Here is a 16,734-nt window from a genome sequence, read left to right on the forward strand (position 1 = left end):
TCGCGGAGAACGGGTATGCGGCGCGTCCGGTGTTCCAGGAGCGGATCGAGGCGACGTTCCCGATGCGTGATGGTGGGTGTTGCGCGCGGGTGACCGCGGCGATCGAGGCCCTCGACCGGCGCTGACGGCGCTGACCCCGGCAGGCGACGACGAGCCAGCCGTCGCCTCCAGTCGTCCCCTCCGTCAGTCGTCGCCCTCTGCGCCCTCGGCACTCTCGAGCACGGGCCGAAAGGAGAGGTTGCCGTTGCGGGTGCGGTAGAGCTCGACCCCGCCGTCGAGCGGCGGGAGCTCGAGTGCGGCGGGCACCTCGACCGGCTTGGGCTTGCGCCCGCGGCCGGGCAGCAGGCGCGCGAGCCTGCTCGGGAACGTGACCTTGACGTCCCACGCCCTGAACGGCGGTGCGTCCAGGTCGGGTGCGGGCAGGTCGGGTGCGGGCAGGTCGGTTGAGGGCAGCGCGAGACGCACGTCGAAGCGCCCGCGGTCGCGCAGCCGGGTCGTCGCCGAGGCGAGGGTCGACCCCGAGTCGCGCTCGACGAGGAGCACCGTGAGCCGCGACATCGCACCGAGGCTGTCGTCGCCGTCCACGACGACACCCTCGAGGTGGAGCGCGCCGGACTCCACGCGTACGGCGTTCGCCGTGGTCGTGCGCAGCTGCCGACCCAAGGCGTGCTCCTTCTCGACGAGCAGCGTCAGGTCATGGTCTGGGCTCGCGCCATCCGGGGAGCGGTAGGGCCACCACCAGCGACCCGCACGGTGGTCGAGTGGACGCTCGACGTGCTTGCGGCGGTAGGCGAAGAGGGCGGCGGCCACCGCGCTCTCGGGGTCGCCGTCGACGAGCTCGCGCACCACGAGCCGGTAGGGCTGCGGCAGGGCCTCGCGCAGCTGCACGGGCTGCTCCCGCAGGTAGTCGCGTGCCGCGGTGATGAAGGCGGTGCGGTAGTGGGCGTCGCGCGCGTCGAGGTCCTTGCCGTAGAGGGCGAGGTCGTGCCGGACGAACTTGTCGAGCTTGGCGGCGGCGAGGTCGGGTCGGTCGGCGAGCTGGGCGTCGATGGCACGGTTGGCGGCGATGCGGTCGTGGAAGTTCTCGACCTCGTGCCTCCGGGCCGTGATCGACTCCTCGCCTGCGACGTTGTTGACGTACCAGTGGTAGACGACCTCGTCGAGCGTCGCGATGCGGCGCGCGCTCGACCACAGCGCGACCGTGAAGGGCTGGTCCTCGTAGAGGATCCGCTCGGGGAAGCGGATGCCGCGGTCGTCGAGCAGGCTTCGCCGCATGACCTTGGCGACGGCGATGGTGTCCTGCCAGAGGGGTGATCCCGGCTCGAGCGGGTCGACGGGGCCGGTGACGTAGTCCGTGGCGGGCAAGGCGGTGACCCGGTCCGTGCGCTCGTTGTAGCGCGCGACCGCCCCGGTCGCGACGTCGGCGTCCGCCTCCAGAGCCGCGTCGACGAGTCGCCGCAGCGAGCCGGGGAGGTACTCGTCGTCGCTGTCGACGAACGCCACCCACTCGCCCCGCGCGGCGTCGAGTCCGAGGTTGCGGGGGGCGCCCGGCGCGCCGTCGTTCTCGCCACGGTGCAGCACGCGGACGCGGTCGTCCTCGGCGGCCAGGGCGTCGGCGACGGCGCCGGTCTCGTCCGTCGAACCGTCGTCGACGACGAGCACCTCGATGCCCGGACCGTCCCAGCCGGCGAGCGCGGACCGCACGGCGCGGGGGAGCCTGTCGGGGTCGTTGTGCACGTTGGAGATGACGGTGAGCAGCAGGGGGGAGGGGGTGTCCACGCAGGTCGTCTTCCGGTCGAGGTGGCGGCCGCCCATCGTAGCCGGGACGCTGCGGTCCACCGGTCGGCTCCGGTGGGCCTCACGCCGTGTCGGTCGGTCGCGTCAGCTCCCGCGACGCCTGCGGCGAATCGGTCTTTGGCAGGTTGGTGCGTTAGTTTGTCGTGGTCCTTTCGCGGTCCACCGCCGTGTACGAGCAGTCCCAGTAGTACGGAGCACCTCCTTGGCAGCACCCGACGCGACGAGCGCAGCCATCGTCGGCGGCCCCACGGATCTCGCGACCCGACCCCACCCGGCGGCGGCGGCTCGGCGCGAGCAGGTCGCACCGCGCAAGGACATCCAGGCCCTGCGCGCGGTGGCTGTCGCGCTCGTCGTGCTGTACCACTTCTGGCCCCAGCGCCTGACCGGCGGCTACGTAGGCGTCGACGTCTTCTTCGTCATCTCCGGCTTCCTCATCACGCTCCACCTGCTCGAGCGGCCGATCCGTCACACCCGTGACCTCCTGTCGTTCTGGGCGCGCCGGGTCCGCCGCCTCATCCCCGCGGCCACGGTCGTGCTCGTCGCGACCCTCGCCGCCAGTCTCGTCTGGCTGCCGCAGACGGTCCACGCGCGGGTGTCCACCGAGGTCATCGCCTCGGCGTTCTACGTCGAGAACTGGATGCTGGCGCTGACCTCGACCGACTACCTCGCAACCGACCAGCTCCACTCGCCGACCCAGCACTACTGGTCGCTGTCCGTGGAGGAGCAGTTCTACATCGTGTGGCCGGTGCTCATCGGTCTCGCGCTGCTCGTCTGCCGCCGGCTCGGGCGGTCCTTCCGCTTCCCGCCGCTCTACGTCATCGGCGCGGTGAGCCTGGCGTCGCTCGGCTTCTCGGCGTGGTTCACCGGCGAGGACGCCGCGCAGGCGTACTTCGTCTCGACGACCCGCATCTGGGAGCTCGGCGTCGGCGCGACCCTGGCCGCAGCGGTGTACGCGGGCCTGCGCGTCCGCAGCCCGCTCGTGCGGGCCGGCCTCGTCTGGGGTGGGCTCGCCGCGATCCTGTGGTCCGCGCTCACCTTCACCGGCGCGACCCCGTTCCCCGGCGTGGCGGCGCTGGTTCCGACTCTGGGTGCCGCCGCCGTCCTGGCCGCCCGGTCCGACGACCTCGCCGCCGGCCCCCGGCGGCTCTGGTCCAACCGCCCCGTCCAGTGGCTCGGCGACGTGTCGTACTCCGTCTACCTCTGGCACTGGCCGGCGATCGTCATCGCGCCGTTCGCCCTCGACGTCGAGAACGTCATGTGGGGCGAGAAGATCCTGATCCTCGTCGTGGTCCTGGCGCTGTCCGGCCTGTCGAAGCGCTGGATCGAGGACCTGATGCGCTTCACGCCGCGGATCGCCAGGAGCACGAAGCGCTCCTTCGTGCTCCTCGCGGCCTGTCTCGGGCTGTCGCTGATGGTCGCGGGGCTCTCCCTCTGGCAGACGCAACGCGCGACCGCGGCCGCCGAGGCCGTCGTCATCGACTCGACGGCCCAGTGCGTCGGCGTCGACTACCTCCGGGACGCGGCGTGTGCGGGTCGCGAGATGGGCATGCTGTCCAACCCGATCAAGGCCGCGGAGGACAAGCCGGACGTCTACGCCGACGACTGCTGGAACAACCGCCCGTTCACGCGCCACAAGGTCTGCACCTACGGGCCCAGGAACGCGCCGGTCAAGGTGGCGCTCTACGGCAACTCGCACGCCGGGCAGTGGCATCCGCCGATCCTCAAGACGGCTCGGGAGCGCGGTTGGCGGGTCGACACCTACATCGCGTCGGAGTGCTACTCGGTCGACATCCCGGTCAAGTTCGGGACGAAGGCCCTCGAGGACAACTGCGTCGCCTGGAACGCGTGGGCCCGCGAGCGCATCACCACGGGCGACTACGACCTCGTCGTCATGTCGGACCGCACCCTGCAGCCCCTCGCCGGCGTGCCCGCCAGCCAGAAGACGAGCGTGGCCAAGGCGGCCTACAACCGCGTCATGGACACCTTCATCAAGGCCGGCTCGCGCATCCTCGTCATCCGTGACACGCCCGGATCCGCCGAGAGCGTCCCGGACTGCGTCGCCCGCTACCTCGACGACGTGGGCCGATGTGCCACGAAGGAGGCGTATGCCGGCACGTCGGGTCTCGAGCCCGACCCGCTGGCCGACGCCGCGGCCGGTCGCGAGGGACGCGAGGTGACCCGCCTCGAGGTCACCGACCTGCTCTGCCGCAACGGCTCGTGTCCCGCCGTCCTCGGCGGGCTCATCACGTACTTCGACCACGGCCACATGACGAAGTCGTTCTCGCTGACGCTCTACCCCGAGGTGTCGAAGGCGCTGCGGACGGCGCTGGACGGCATACCCGGAGCCTGAGCCTCGCCTGTGGCAAAGGTTACTGAGAGTAGCCTCTGCTGCATCCCGGTCCCTAGGCTGTCGGCATGGAGTTCGACCACGACGTCGTCGTCATCGGGTCCGGCTTCGGCGGCTCGGTCGCCGCGCTGCGGCTCGCGGAGAAGGGGTACCGCGTCCACGTCTACGAGGCGGGACGCCGTTTCGAGGACGACGACTTCGCCCGCACCAGCTGGGACGTCCGCCGCTACGTCTGGGCGCCGCGGCTCGGTCTCTTCGGCGTGCAGCGCATCCACCGGCTGCCGGACTGCCTCGTCCTCGCGGGCGCCGGCGTCGGGGGCGGCTCGCTCAACTACGCGAACACGCTCTACGTCCCGCCGGCCGCCTTCTTCCGTGACCGCCAGTGGGGCCACATCACCGACTGGCAGGCCGAGCTCGCGCCCCACTACGCCACCGCCCAGAGGATGCTCGGCGTCACCGTCAACCCGTGCGAGGGACCGGTCGAGCAGCTCATGCGCGACACGGCATCCGACCTCGGTGTGGGCGACACGTTCCGCAAGACGCCGGTCGGTGTCTTCTTCGGAGAGCCCGGCAGGCGGGTGCCCGACCCCTACTTCGGCGGCGAGGGACCCTCGCGCACCGGGTGCACGCAGTGCGGCAACTGCATGGTCGGCTGCCGCGTGGGCGCCAAGAACACCTTGGTCAAGAACTACCTCGCGCTCGCCGAGCGCCGCGGCGTCACGATCGAGCCGCTGCGCACGGTGACCCGCGTACGCCCGCTCGACCCGGCTGCGCCGGAGCACGGGTATGCCGTCACGAGCTTCCGTAGCGGGGCCTGGGGTCGGCGTCGGGCGCAGGAACGCACCGTCACGGCGTCCCAGGTCGTCGTGGCAGCGGGGGCGTGGGGCACGGCTTCGCTGCTCCACGCGATGAAGGCCGAGCCCGAGGAGCGTGGCCTGCCGCGGCTCTCGGACCGGCTCGGCGAGCTGACCCGGACGAACTCCGAGGCGCTCGGTGGCGCCATGACGGCTCGGGTCCCGCGCGACGTGGACCTGACCCGAGGCGTCGCGATCACCTCGAGCTTCCACGTCTCCGACACGACGCACGTCGAGAACGTCCGGTACGGCAAGGGCTCCAACCTCATGGGAGCCCTCGCGGTCATGCAGGTCGACGGCGGTGGCCCGGTGCCCCGGTGGCTGAGGTTCGCCGGTTCCGCGGTCAGGCACCCGTGGGTGTTCGCGCGGTCCCTGTCGTCACGGCGCTGGAGCGAGCGGACGGTCATCGCGCTCGTCATGCAGACGAGCGACAACTCGATCACCGTCCGCCGGCGGCGCGGCCTCTTCGGCTGGCACCTCAGCTCGACGCAGGGCCACGGGGAGCCGAACCCGACGTACATCCCTGAGGGCAACGAGGCGGTCCGCGCCCTGGCCACTCGCCTCTCGCGCACGACGGGTGAGCGGGCTTGGCCCGGCTCGTCCGTCGGCGAGGTGCTCGACATCCCGATGACGGCGCACTTCCTCGGGGGCGCGGTCATCTCCGACTCTCCCGAGACCGGGGTCATCGACCCGTACCACCGTGTCTGGGGCTATCCGGGGCTGCACGTCCTCGACGGGGCCGCCGTCTCGGCGAACCTCGGCGTCAACCCGAGCCTGACCATCGCGGCGCAGGCCGAGCGCGCCGTGTCGCTGTGGCCGGCGTGCGGCGAGGCCGACCCACGCCCCGCACAGGGAGAGGCGTACCGAGCAGGACCGGTCAGGAATCGAGAAGCACCGGTCACCGAGCCACATCTAGCGTGAAACGCATGACAACCATCACCTCAGTGACACTCGAAGTGGCCGACCCCTCGGCCTCCACCCTCTTCCACACCGCCGCGTTCGGCCTGGACTCCCAGGTGCAGGTGCGGGCCTCGGACGCGCCGAGCACCGGCTTCCGTGGGTTCACGCTGTCGCTCATCGTGTCCCAGCCGTCCACCGTGCACAGCCTCATCGGCACCGCCCTCGACGCCGGCGCCACGGTCCTCAAGCCGGCCGCGAAGTCCTTCTGGGGCACCGGCGGTGTCGTCCGGGCACCCGACGGGACCATCTGGAAGGTCGCGACGTCGGCGAAGAAGGACACCGGCCCGGCCACCAGGCAGATCGACGAGATCGCCCTGCTGCTGGGAGTCGCGGATGTGGCCGCGAGCAAGAAGTTCTACGTCGACCGCGGCCTCACCGTGGCGAAGAGCTTCGGCCGCAAGTACGTCGAGTTCGCCACTCCGTCTAGCCCGGTGAAGCTGGCGTTGTACGGCCGCCGCGCCCTGGCCAAGGACGCCGGCGTGCCGGTCGACGGCACGGGATCGCACCGGCTCGCGATCGGCAGTGATGCCGGGCCCTTCGCCGACCCGGACGGCTTCGCGTGGGAGAAGGCGCCCGTTCGCATCGGTGGCTGAGCGCCTGGGTCAGAAGGAGGGTGAGGCCGTCACCCCTCAGAGACGGCCCCACCCACTGGTGCCCGGCCAGCAACCGGTCGAGAGCCAGCCCGGCACCGCGCTGACAACGAGGCACGTCGGACAGGGTTACGGGCCTTGTCATTTCTTTGCCTTGGTCTTTTTGGACCTGCAACTAACCTCCGCACCGACGCCACGCATCGGATCCCGAGCTTCCGGAACGGCACCGAGCCACCCGCATCCGGGTGGCTGGGTGCCGTGCGAGTGGCTCGATGCTTGGTGCGTGGCCTCGACGGCGCCGCGGCCGTCGCTCAGACGGCCGGCTGGGGCTCGTCGCGCCAGGACCGCCACAGGGCGGCATACGCCCCATCGGCCGCGAGCAGCTCCTCGTGCGACCCGATCTCGCTGATCCGCCCGTCCTCGACGACGCAGACGCGGTCTGCATCGTGAGCCGTCATCAGCCGGTGCGCGATCGCGACGACGGTGCGCCCCTCGACGACCGCGCCGAGGGACCGCTCGAGGTGGCGCGCTGCGCGTGGGTCGAGCAGCGACGTGGCCTCGTCGAGCACGAGCGTGTGCGGGTCGGCGAGGACGAGTCGGGCGAGCGCGAGCTGCTGGGCCTGCGGCTCGGTGAGCCGGTGGCCGCCGGAGCCCACGACCGTGTCGAGTCCCGCAGGCAGGTCCTGCGCCCAGTCGTACGCGTCGACGGCGGCGAGCGCCCCGAGCAGCTCTTCGCGCGAGGCCTCCGGCCGGGCGAGCCGCAGGTTGTCCTCGAGCGAGCCGACGAAGACGTGGTGCTCCTGCGTCACGAGCGCCACCTGTCCGCGCAGCTGGGCCAGCTCGAGATCGACGAGGCGCACGCCACCGACGGCGACGCGACCCTCGCGGGGTCCGTCGATGCCGGCCATGAGCCGCCCGAGCGTCGACTTGCCGGCGCCCGAGGGGCCGACGATGGCGAGGCGCTCACCGGGCCTCAGGTCGAGCGATACGCCGCGCAGCACGTCGCGGCCCGCGCGGTAGGAGTAGCGGACGTCGTCGACCTCGAGGTGGTCGTCGGCCGGCTCCTCGCCGGTGGCCGCCCGGTCGGCGGGGACGTCGCCGATGCCGATGACGCGGGCGAGCGACGTCGCACCGACCTGGATCTCGTCGAGCCACGAGATGAGCTCGTCGAGCGGGCCGGCCATCTGCTGCACGTAGAGCGCCACTGCCGTGACCGTGCCGGCCGTCGCCACGTCGCGCGAGATGAGGAAACCGCCCCACAGCAGCGTGATGGCGACCGGCGCGAAGAAGGCGAACTCGACGGCCGGGAACCACCGCATGCGCAGTCCCAGCGTGTAGAGCTCGGCGTCGTAGCACTCGCGCAGGGCGTCGTCCATGCGCTGCCGGCGGCGGCTACCCAGGCCGAGCGCCTCGACCGTGCGCGCGCCGTCCGCCGACTCGGTGACGACCCCGCCCAGCACGGCGTACGTCGCGCGCTCGCGCAGGTAGCCCTCCGGGGCGAAGCGGAGGTAGCGCCTGGTGGAGAGCACGAGGATGGGCACGCCCACGACGACAGCGAGGGCGACCTGCCACCCCGTCAGGAACGCCGCGACGAGAGTGATGGTCGTCGTCACGGCGCCCACGAAGATCGCCGGGACGCCGAAGCGGATCACGCGCGAGAGAGCCTCGACGTCGTTCGTGGTCCGCGACACGAGGTCGCCAGTGCCGGCTCGCTCGACGGTGGACAACGGCAGCTCGACGACCCTGCCCATGAACTGCTCGCGCAGCTCCGCGAAGACCGTCTCGCCCATGACGAAGGACGCCCGGCGGGCGAACCACGTCACGACCGTCTGCAGGACGACCGCGCCGGCGATCCACGTCGCGAGCGTGTCGACGACGTCGAGCGAGCGGCCGTGGCTGATCTCGTCGACGAGCAGGCCCATGACGCGCGGTGCGACGAGGGCAGCGACGGCGGCGACGGCGTGCAGGCCGATGACCCTGGCCAGGCTGCCTCGGTGCCGACGGACGAGGCCGCGCGTGTGCGCCCTGACCGAGTCCATGTCGGCCACCGGGAGCGTGCGGGTGGTGGGCGCCGGTGTCGGGCTCATCAGTCCTCCTCTCCTCGGACGACGGTTCGTCGGTAGTCGGGGTCCTCGGCCATGAGCCCGCTGTGCGTGCCCGTGGCGGCGACCTTCCCGTCCCGCAGCAGGACGACCCGGTCCGCCTGGTCGAGCAGGAGCGGGCTCGCGGACATGACGACGGTCGTCCGGCCCGCGCGAGCGGCGGCGAGTCGCCCGGCGATCCGGGCCTCGGTGTGGGCGTCGACGGCGCTCGTCGGCTCGACGAGAACGAGCGTCTCGGCGTCGGTGAGGAGCGCTCGCGTCAGGGAGAGGCGCTGGCGCTGGCCACCGGAGAAGGCCCGCCCGCGCTCCTCGACCTCGTTGTCGAGGCCGCCGGGCAGGGCCTCGAGCACGTCCTCGCCGCTCGCCACGGACAGCGCCTCGAGGATAGTCGCGTCGTCGTGCTCGGCCTTGGGGTCGAGCTCCTCACGCAGCGTGCCCGTGAACAGCCGCGGGTCGGTCTCCGACACCACGACGCGGCGGCGCACCTCGGCCAAGGGCGCGTCGGCGAGCCGAGTCCCGCCGAGACGCACGTCCGTCGCGGCGACACCGAAGCGACCGAGACGGTCGGCGAGCGCCGCGGACTCCTCCGGCCGGGCCGACACCACGGCCGTCAGGCTGCCGGGCTCGATGCTGACGCCGCTCTGCGGGTCGAAGAGCCGTGCCGGCCCGTCCGGCAGCGCCTGCGACGAGGTGGACTCGACCTGGTCGGCGCCGATGCGCAGGATCCGGGTCAGCTTGCGCGCGCCGATGTGGGCGCGGGTGGCCCGGTCGACCATCTCGGTCGCGGTGCGCAGCGGGATGACGAGGAAGGCCGTGTAGCCGTAGAAGGCGACGAGCTGGCCCGCCGTGATCTCGCCGGCGATGGCGAAGCGCGCACCGAGCCACACGACGACGAGGACGAAGATCCCGGGCAGCAGCACCTGGGCCGCGTCGAGCGCGGCCTGGTAGCCCGCCACCCGGTTGCCGACCTCGCGCACCGACTGGGACTGGGCGGCATACCGGGTCAGGAACGTCTGCTCCCCTCCGATGCCGCGCAGCACGCGCAACCCGGCGACGGTGTCGGCGCCGAGGCCGATGAGCTTGCCGGTCTCGTCGCGCTGCGCGAGCTGGCGCGCCTGCAGGGGGCGGACGACGAAGGCCAGGCAGCCGACGAGCACCGGCACACCGACCAGCACGACGAGGCCGAGAGGCGTCGACGCGTCGAGCAGGATGAGCGCGACGACGACGTACGACGCGACCGCCCCCGCGAAGCGCGCGAGGATGTCGTAGAAGCCGCCGATGCGCATGGCGTCCGAGCTGACGGTCGCGACCACCTCGCCGGTGGGGACCGTTCGGGTGAGGGCCTCGCCGGTATCGGCGGTCTTGTGGCCGATGAGCTGGGCCGAGCGGAACGCGCCCTGCATCCAGTTCTCGACGGCGTACCGGTGCCGCATCACGCCGGCGAGCGCACTGACGACGACGAGCCCGAGCAGGATGGCGCACCACCTGAGGAGCGAGCCCGCGTCGCCTCCGATGATGCCGTCGTCGATCGCCTTTCCCATGGCGGCCGGGAAGAGCGCCTGGCTCACGAGCCAGACGATGCCGAAGGCCGTCGCGATGACCAGGGTCCGCGACTGCCTCGCGCCGACCCACCGGAGGTATGCCGTCGGGCTGGTCACGTCGGGGGTTCCGGGGTCGGCGTGGGGCAGCGAGGTCACTTGCTCGATCCTACGTTCGGCGAGGTTGCGCCTCATGCGATTTTCCGTCGGGCTCACGCGCCGACCGTAGGAGCTCAAGCGGACGTGAGGTCAATCCCTCGCTGGCAGGCGCCTGCCGGCTCAGAACGTCACGAACGTGTCCCGCGCGAGGAAGAAGCCGTGCTGGGTCGAGGCGTCGACGCACGTGACGCCGAACTCCTCGCTCACGCAGCCCACGGGGTCGGCCGACGCGGTGCGGGAGCCGTAGGGGAGCTGCGGCTCGTCACCCTCACGGAGGGTGTCGGAGTTGCACACCGGGACCGCGCCCGACGCGTCGAGCTCGATGCGTCCGACGTCCTTCGGTCCGTCCGGTGGGCAGATGGAGGGGAGCGGCGGGTCGATGCGCCCCTTCTTCACCTCGCACGCCGCGAGCGACGAGGAGCCGCCGATGGTGCACACGATGTTGCCGGTGGGACTCCGGAAGCGGTCCGTGGCCGCCGCGGCCGGTGACGCCGCCTCGAGGCGGGCCCTGGCCTCCGCGTAGGAGTGCGGTGCGCCGCGCTGGCGGCCCACTGCGAGGGCGGTCGGCACGCTGCTCGCGGAGTCCGCGGGCTGCATCGTGCCGACGGCTGGCCGGCTCGCGCTCGGGCTGGGTGCCGGCGTCGCGCCGGGAGCATCGACGAACACGGTCACCGTGCGTCGTGGGGTGGGGATGTCGGTGGCGCCGCAGCCGGTCAGGAGGGCCATGGCGGACAGCGCGGCCACGACGAGGAGGGCACGGGACGGCATACGGCCCCGGCGGCCGTGCAGCGTGGACATGGCCGAGGAGTCTGGCACGGATCGGTGACCCGGTCAGGTCGGCGTCGCGGGGTGACCTACCCTTGGGGCGTGTTCCGGCGGCTGCTCACCCCTCGCTGGGTCGGCATGGTCGCGGCCCTCGCCGTCGTCGTCACCGCGTGCGTCCTGCTCGGCCTGTGGCAGCTGGGCGTGGCCCGCGACTCCGGACGCCTGGAGGCCGTCGCCGCGGCCTCCTCGCTCCCGCGCGCGCCCCTCCAGCGAGTGACGGCGCCTCATGCCGACTTCAGGGCGGAGTTCTCCAACCGTCCCGTCTCGGTCACGGGGACGTATGCCGCCGGGCGGAGCATCGTCGTCGTCGACCGTCGGCTGGGTGGCCGGGAGGGTTCGTGGGTCGTCACGCCGCTCGAGACGGCGGGCGGCACGGTCGCGGTGCTGCGCGGGTTCGTCCCCGGCACCCCGACGTCGGCGCCCGAGCCACCGGCCGGCGTCGTCACCGTGACCGGCACGCTCGGGCCGACGGAGTCGCCGCGCGACGGCACGGATCTGCCTGCGCCGCAGGTGCGCTCGATCGACCTCGCCTCCCTCGTCAACGAGTGGCCGGGCGCCCTCTACAACGTCGTCGTCCTCGCGTCCGCGGAGTCCGAGGGGGCAGCGCCGGGGGCCGACCTCGCGCCGTCGGGCCTCACCCGGGTGCCACCGCCCGAGCTCGATGCCCCCCTCAACCTGCGCAACGCGGCCTACGCCGTGCAGTGGTGGGTCTTCGCGCTCTTCGCGATCTGGATGTGGTGGAAGATGTTCCGAGCAGAGCAGCCGGCGGGAGAGCCGCCCGCTGCACCGAGAGAAGGTACCGACCCGTGAGCACATACCCCCAGGCCCTGGCGAAGCCGAAGCAGATCCGCTCCGCGCTGTCCGTCTACCGCGTTCTCGCGATCGTCGCCGGCATCGCGCTGTTCGTGCTCATCCTCGAGATGGTCATGAAGTACGTGTTCGACCAGACGAACCTCCTCACGGAGTACTGGAGCCCCGTCCACGGCGTCATCTACATGGCGTACGCCGCCTCGGTCGCCAACCTCGGCCTCAAGGCGGCCTGGGGTCCGGTGCGCATAGTCAAGAACCTGCTCGCCGGCTTCGTGCCCGTCGTGCCGTGGATCGCCGAGCGGCGCAACACGGCCGAGACGGAGGCGCTGCTGTCGCGCGCGTACCTGGCTGGCGACGGATCCGGGGGCGCCGACCGAAGCGGCGACCGAGCCGCTCCGGACGGCCGATAGGCTGGCCCGCGTGACCGACGCGCAGCCGACCGACCTGCAGAGCCACCCCGTCCTCGTCGTCGACTTCGGCGCCCAGTACGCCCAGCTGATCGCCCGCCGCGTGCGCGAGGCCCAGGTCTACAGCGAGGTCGTCCCGCACTCGATGAGCGTGGGCGACATGCTCGCCAAGGAGCCCGCGGCGATCATCCTGTCCGGCGGGCCGAGCTCGGTCTACGAGGAGGGCGCACCGCGCCTGGACCCGGCGCTCCTCGACGCCGGAGTGCCCGTCTTCGGCATGTGCTACGGCTTCCAGTCGATGGCCCAGGCTCTGGGCGGCACCGTGGCGCGCACCGGCGCACGCGAGTACGGCAAGACCGACGCGGCCATCAGTGGTGGTGACTCGACGCTGTTTGCGGGCCAGCCCTCGAGCCAGGTCGTGTGGATGTCGCACGGCGACTCCGTCAGCGCCGCCCCGGAGGGGTTCGCCGTGACGGCCTCGACCTCCGGCACGCCCGTGGCGGCCTTCGAGGACGACGAGCGTCGGCTCTACGGCGTGCAGTGGCACCCCGAGGTGCTCCACTCGGAGCAGGGCCAGCGCGTCCTCGAGAACTTCCTCTGGAAGGGCGCCCGCATCACCCCGGACTGGACCCCCGGCCACGTCGTCGACGACCTCGTCGCGACGATCCGCCAGCAGGTCGGGGAGGACCGCGTCCTCTGCGCCCTCTCGGGCGGCGTCGACTCGTCCGTCGCGGCTGCCCTCGTCCAGAAGGCGGTCGGCGACCAGCTGACATGTGTCTTCGTCGACCACGGCCTGCTCCGCGAGGGCGAGGCCGAGCAGGTCGAGAAGGACTTCGTCGAGGCCACCGGAGTCGACCTCGTCGTCGTCGACGCGCGCGAGCGCTTCCTCGCGGCTCTCGCCGACGTCACCGACCCCGAGGCGAAGCGCAAGATCATCGGTGAGCAGTTCATCCGGGTGTTCGAGCAGGCGGCCCGTGACGTCGTGCACGACCGCGGCGACGAGGAGCACCCCGTCAAGTGGCTCGTGCAAGGCACCCTCTACCCCGACGTCGTCGAGTCCGGCGGTGGCGAGGGCGCCGCCAACATCAAGAGCCACCACAACGTCGGGGGCCTGCCCGACGACCTCCAGTTCTCGCTCATCGAGCCGCTGCGCACGCTCTTCAAGGACGAGGTGCGCCAGGTCGGCCTCGAGCTCGGTGTGCCGGAGGTCATCGTCTGGCGCCAGCCCTTCCCGGGCCCCGGCCTCGGGATCCGGATCATCGGTGCCGTCGACGCCGAGCGTCTGGCCGTCCTGCGCCGGGCCGACGCCATCGCACGCGAGGAGCTGACGAAGGCAGGGCTCGACCGCGACATCTGGCAGTGCCCGGTCGTGCTCCTCGCCGACGTGCGCTCCGTGGGTGTCCAGGGCGACGGCCGCACGTACGGCCACCCGGTGGTGCTGCGGCCCGTGGCCTCGGAGGACGCGATGACCGCCGACTGGGCGCGCGTGCCCTACGACGTGCTGGCGTCCATCTCGACCCGCATCACCAACGAGGTCGAAGAGGTCAACCGCGTCGTGCTCGACGTCACGAGCAAGCCGCCGGGCACCATCGAGTGGGAGTGACCGGGGCCTGACCCCAGCTGCGTGCGGACGTCCGCTCGGCGACACGGCATCCGGCCGGGGAGCTGCACCCAACTAGGGTGGAACCCATGTGCGGAATCGCCGGACACCTTGCTGTCCCTGCCGACGATGCCCTGCTCGACCGACTTCTCGGGGCGCACCCGACGGCTCCGGCAGCGGCCGTGTCGCGCGACGGTGACGCAGGTCTCGGGGCTCGCGTGCCGCGCGACGGCGGCGAACCGGCCCGCCTCGTGAAGGGGCGGGGCGAACGGTTCACGCTCGCCCTCGACGGTGAGCTCTACAACCGCGGTGAGCTGCGTGCAGACCTCGAGACCCTCGGCCACCACTTCTCCGTGGGGAGCGACGCCGAGGTCGTCCTGGCCGCCTTCACCGAGTGGGGGACCGACGGCCTCGATCGCCTGGACGGCGCGTTCGCCCTCGCGGTCTGGGACGCCGACACGCGCCGCCTGACACTCGCCCGAGACCACTTCGGCCTCCGGCCGCTCTACGTGGCGGCAGCAGGCGGCGGCTGGCTCTTCGCGAGCGAGATCCGCGGCATCCTCGACAGCGGCCTGCACGAGCGGCGGCCCGACGACCGCACGATCTACCGCTACCTGCGCTTCCGGGTCCACGACGACGGGCCGAGGACGTTCTTCGCGGGTATCGAGCGCGTCGGTGCGGGTGAGATCGTCACGCTGGGCCCGGAAGGGCTCGAGCGCCGGCCGTTCACCCGGCTGCGCGAGGAGCTGGCCGAGCTCTCCAGCGCGCCGCGTGCGTACTCACCGGACGTCGCGCGGGAGTTCCGCGCCCTGCTGACGGCAGCGGTGCGACGACGTGCGACGACGTCGGGACGCATCGGCACCTCGCTCTCCGGGGGTCTCGACTCGGCCGCCATCGTGGCGTTGCTCGACGAGGTCGAGCGCGAGCCCGGCCGTTCCTTCGCCGACGAGGTCCACGACGCGTGGTCCGCCGCCTACCCGGGGTCGCGCAACGACGAGGTCGCGCACATGGACGCCGTCGTGTCCGCGCTCGCAGGCCGGGTCCGCCACCACCGCATCGAGCCCACGCCGACCGAGTTCAAGAAGGACCTGCGCGACCTCGTGCGCACGCAGGAGGAGCCTCTCGTCTCGACCGGCGCGTACACCCAGTACCGCGTGCTGCGCGAGGCCGGGGAACAGGACGCCGTCGTCCTCGACGGCCACGGTGGTGACGAGACGCTGGCCGGATTCGGACCGCACCACCTCATCCACCTGCGCGAGCTGCGGTCCCGGAGCGCGGTGGCGGCGGCGACGGAGCTTGGCCACTCGCTCGACGTGCTCTACCGGCGGGGCCGACCCCTCATCGGCGACCGCCTGCACGGCCGAAAGGACGTGCCCGTCACCTCGCTCCTCGACGCCGGTTTCGCGCGCGAGCACGCCACCGAGACGTATGCCGTCGAGCGCTCCGACCTGCGCGCTCGCCTCGCCGACGACCTGTTCTCGGGCTCGCTGCCCGCCCGGCTGCGCTACACCGACAAGAACGCCCGGCGTTTCGGGGTGTCGGTCCGGCTGCCGTTCGTCGACCGCGACCTCGTGCGCTTCGTCTTCGGCCTCGACGACGACGCGCTCGTCAAGGACGGCGTCGGCAAGCGCGTGCTCCGAGACGCGATGCGTGGCCTGCTGCCCGACTCGGTCGTCGACCGCCGCGACAAGGTCGGCTCGACGACGCCGCAGGGCGAGTGGTTCATGCGGCTCAAGAACCACATCTACGGCGAGTTCCTGTCCGAGTCGTTCGCGAACCGTCCCTACTTCGACCAGAGCGCCGTGCTGCACGCCTTCGAGGGCTGGATCAAGGGCACGAACTCCATCGACTCGATGACCGTCTGGCGGATGCTCAACCTCGAGCTGTGGCTCCAGGAGTTCTTCGACGAGCACGACACCGAGGAGGACACCGGCGAGGAGCACGTCAAGACCGACTACGAGCCCAACACGCGAAAGCAGCTCGACCTCGTGACCCCTGACGGCACGTCCGTGCGCCGCTACCCGCTGCGGACCGACCTCTATGCCCGCGAGGACGACCTCGAGACCAAGACCCTCACGTACATCGACCGCTTCTTCTCCGGTCTGCCGGGCGCCGGCGCCGAGCACGCCGGAGCGACGACCGGCCGGTGGTACTTCTTCATCTCGGAGAAGATCGTCGCGATCACGCAGGGGCGCTCGTTCTTCATCTGGGACATCAAGGTCGGCAGGCCGGCACGGCTGCTGAGCCGCTACGTCACGCGCACGCCGGCCGGCATCGGCCTGGGGTCGCCGTTCACGATGCAGCTCGCGATCGAGGAGGCCGGTCTGCCCCGCGTCCTCCTCGCGTCGGCAGGCGGCGCCGTGGGCAAGGTGCTCGGCAGGCGGGGCCTGTTCTACGACCTCGTGGGCGGCGACATCCGCGCCATCGACGGGCCCACCGAGTACTCGGTCTACCCGGCGAACGTCTCGGCGAAGCTCGGTCCCAAGGATCCCGACGAGGTCGCAGCCCGCCTGTCTGCCGTGATCCGTGAGCAGGTCCCCGAGACCTACCGCGAGACGTTCGGCGGCACGGTCGTCATGGACGCCAACGACATCGGTCGCAACGTCCTCGGCAAGGACGCGCCCGGACCGAAGGAGCGCTACGAGGCGATGTTCGCCGACAACCCGCTCGGCCAGGGCTCAGAACAGACCCCGATGGCAGTCGTCTTCGAGCACCCCTCCACCTGACCGTCGAGAGGCCAGAGTC

At 71.9% G+C, this 16,734-nt stretch carries 11 protein-coding genes; 7 read left to right on the forward strand and 4 right to left on the reverse strand.

Annotation, left to right across the window (positions count from 1 at the left end):
- Positions 1–183: 183 nt before the first annotated feature.
- Positions 184–1,779 carry a glycosyltransferase family 2 protein gene (locus ACFQU3_RS03635; RefSeq protein ID WP_385906630.1) on the reverse strand — a complete coding sequence of 532 codons (1,596 nt, stop codon included), beginning with the start codon at positions 1,777–1,779 and terminating at the stop codon, positions 184–186.
- Positions 1,780–1,999: 220 nt separating this feature from the next.
- On the opposite strand from ACFQU3_RS03635, the gene ACFQU3_RS03640 reads away from it, so the two are divergent.
- The 3 genes from ACFQU3_RS03640 to ACFQU3_RS03650 all read left to right on the forward strand — a co-directional run bounded on the left by ACFQU3_RS03640 (position 2,000) and on the right by ACFQU3_RS03650 (position 6,551).
- The gene (locus tag ACFQU3_RS03640) at positions 2,000–4,147 is read left to right on the forward strand and encodes an acyltransferase family protein (RefSeq protein ID WP_385906633.1); all 2,148 of its coding nucleotides are present in this window, start codon (positions 2,000–2,002) and stop codon (positions 4,145–4,147) included.
- Between the two features lie 65 nt (positions 4,148–4,212).
- A complete protein-coding gene (locus ACFQU3_RS03645; RefSeq protein WP_385906636.1) occupies positions 4,213–5,919 on the forward strand; it encodes a GMC oxidoreductase in 1,707 nt (568 codons plus the stop codon).
- A gap of 5 nt (positions 5,920–5,924) precedes the next feature.
- A complete protein-coding gene (locus ACFQU3_RS03650) occupies positions 5,925–6,551 on the forward strand; it encodes a glyoxalase (protein ID WP_385906638.1) in 627 nt (208 codons plus the stop codon).
- Positions 6,552–6,859: 308 nt separating this feature from the next.
- On the opposite strand, the gene ACFQU3_RS03655 is transcribed toward ACFQU3_RS03650, so the two are convergent.
- The 3 genes from ACFQU3_RS03655 to ACFQU3_RS03665 form a co-directional block, all read right to left on the reverse strand.
- On the reverse strand, positions 6,860–8,635 hold the full coding sequence (locus ACFQU3_RS03655) for an ABC transporter ATP-binding protein (protein WP_385906641.1): 1,776 nt from the start codon (positions 8,633–8,635) through the stop codon (positions 6,860–6,862).
- Positions 8,635–10,347: an ABC transporter transmembrane domain-containing protein gene (locus ACFQU3_RS03660; protein ID WP_385906643.1), complete on the reverse strand. Its 1,713-nt coding sequence runs from the start codon at positions 10,345–10,347 to the stop codon at positions 8,635–8,637. Before ACFQU3_RS03660 ends, ACFQU3_RS03655 begins: the two co-directional genes overlap by 1 nt.
- Positions 10,348–10,467: 120 nt before the next feature.
- Positions 10,468–11,145, reverse strand: a complete 678-nt coding sequence (locus ACFQU3_RS03665) for a hypothetical protein (RefSeq protein ID WP_385906646.1) — start codon at positions 11,143–11,145, stop codon at positions 10,468–10,470.
- Between the two features lie 69 nt (positions 11,146–11,214).
- On the opposite strand from ACFQU3_RS03665, the gene ACFQU3_RS03670 reads away from it, so the two are divergent.
- The 4 genes from ACFQU3_RS03670 (at position 11,215) to ACFQU3_RS03685 (ending at position 16,715) form a co-directional block, all read left to right on the forward strand.
- Positions 11,215–11,982 carry an SURF1 family protein gene (locus tag ACFQU3_RS03670; protein WP_385906649.1) on the forward strand — a complete coding sequence of 256 codons (768 nt, stop codon included), beginning with the start codon at positions 11,215–11,217 and terminating at the stop codon, positions 11,980–11,982.
- The gene (locus ACFQU3_RS03675; protein ID WP_385906651.1) at positions 11,979–12,392 is read left to right on the forward strand and encodes a DUF3817 domain-containing protein; all 414 of its coding nucleotides are present in this window, start codon (positions 11,979–11,981) and stop codon (positions 12,390–12,392) included. Before ACFQU3_RS03670 ends, ACFQU3_RS03675 begins: the two co-directional genes overlap by 4 nt.
- 10 nt (positions 12,393–12,402) lie before the next feature.
- Entirely contained in the window at positions 12,403–13,992 is a 1,590-nt protein-coding gene (guaA, locus tag ACFQU3_RS03680) for a glutamine-hydrolyzing GMP synthase (protein WP_385906654.1), read from the forward strand.
- A gap of 86 nt (positions 13,993–14,078) precedes the next feature.
- Entirely contained in the window at positions 14,079–16,715 is a 2,637-nt protein-coding gene (locus tag ACFQU3_RS03685) for an asparagine synthase-related protein (protein WP_385906657.1), read from the forward strand.
- The last annotated feature ends 19 nt before the right edge of the window (positions 16,716–16,734 follow it).

This window comes from Terrabacter sp. GCM10028922, from assembly GCF_042666095.1.
Taxonomy (GTDB): Bacteria; Actinomycetota; Actinomycetes; order Actinomycetales; family Dermatophilaceae; genus Terrabacter.

What these genes read in the sequence shown, in the direction of transcription:
- ACFQU3_RS03650 (WP_385906638.1), top strand. Translation starts at nt 5,925, where the DNA reads ATGACAACCATCACCTCAGTGACACTCGAAGTGGCCGACCCCTCGGCC.
- ACFQU3_RS03655 (WP_385906641.1), bottom strand. Translation starts at nt 8,635, where the DNA reads ATGAGCCCGACACCGGCGCCCACCACCCGCACGCTCCCGGTGGCCGAC.
- ACFQU3_RS03665 (WP_385906646.1), bottom strand. Translation starts at nt 11,145, where the DNA reads ATGTCCACGCTGCACGGCCGCCGGGGCCGTATGCCGTCCCGTGCCCTC.
- ACFQU3_RS03685 (WP_385906657.1), top strand. Translation starts at nt 14,079, where the DNA reads ATGTGCGGAATCGCCGGACACCTTGCTGTCCCTGCCGACGATGCCCTG.
- ACFQU3_RS03645 (WP_385906636.1), top strand. Translation starts at nt 4,213, where the DNA reads ATGGAGTTCGACCACGACGTCGTCGTCATCGGGTCCGGCTTCGGCGGC.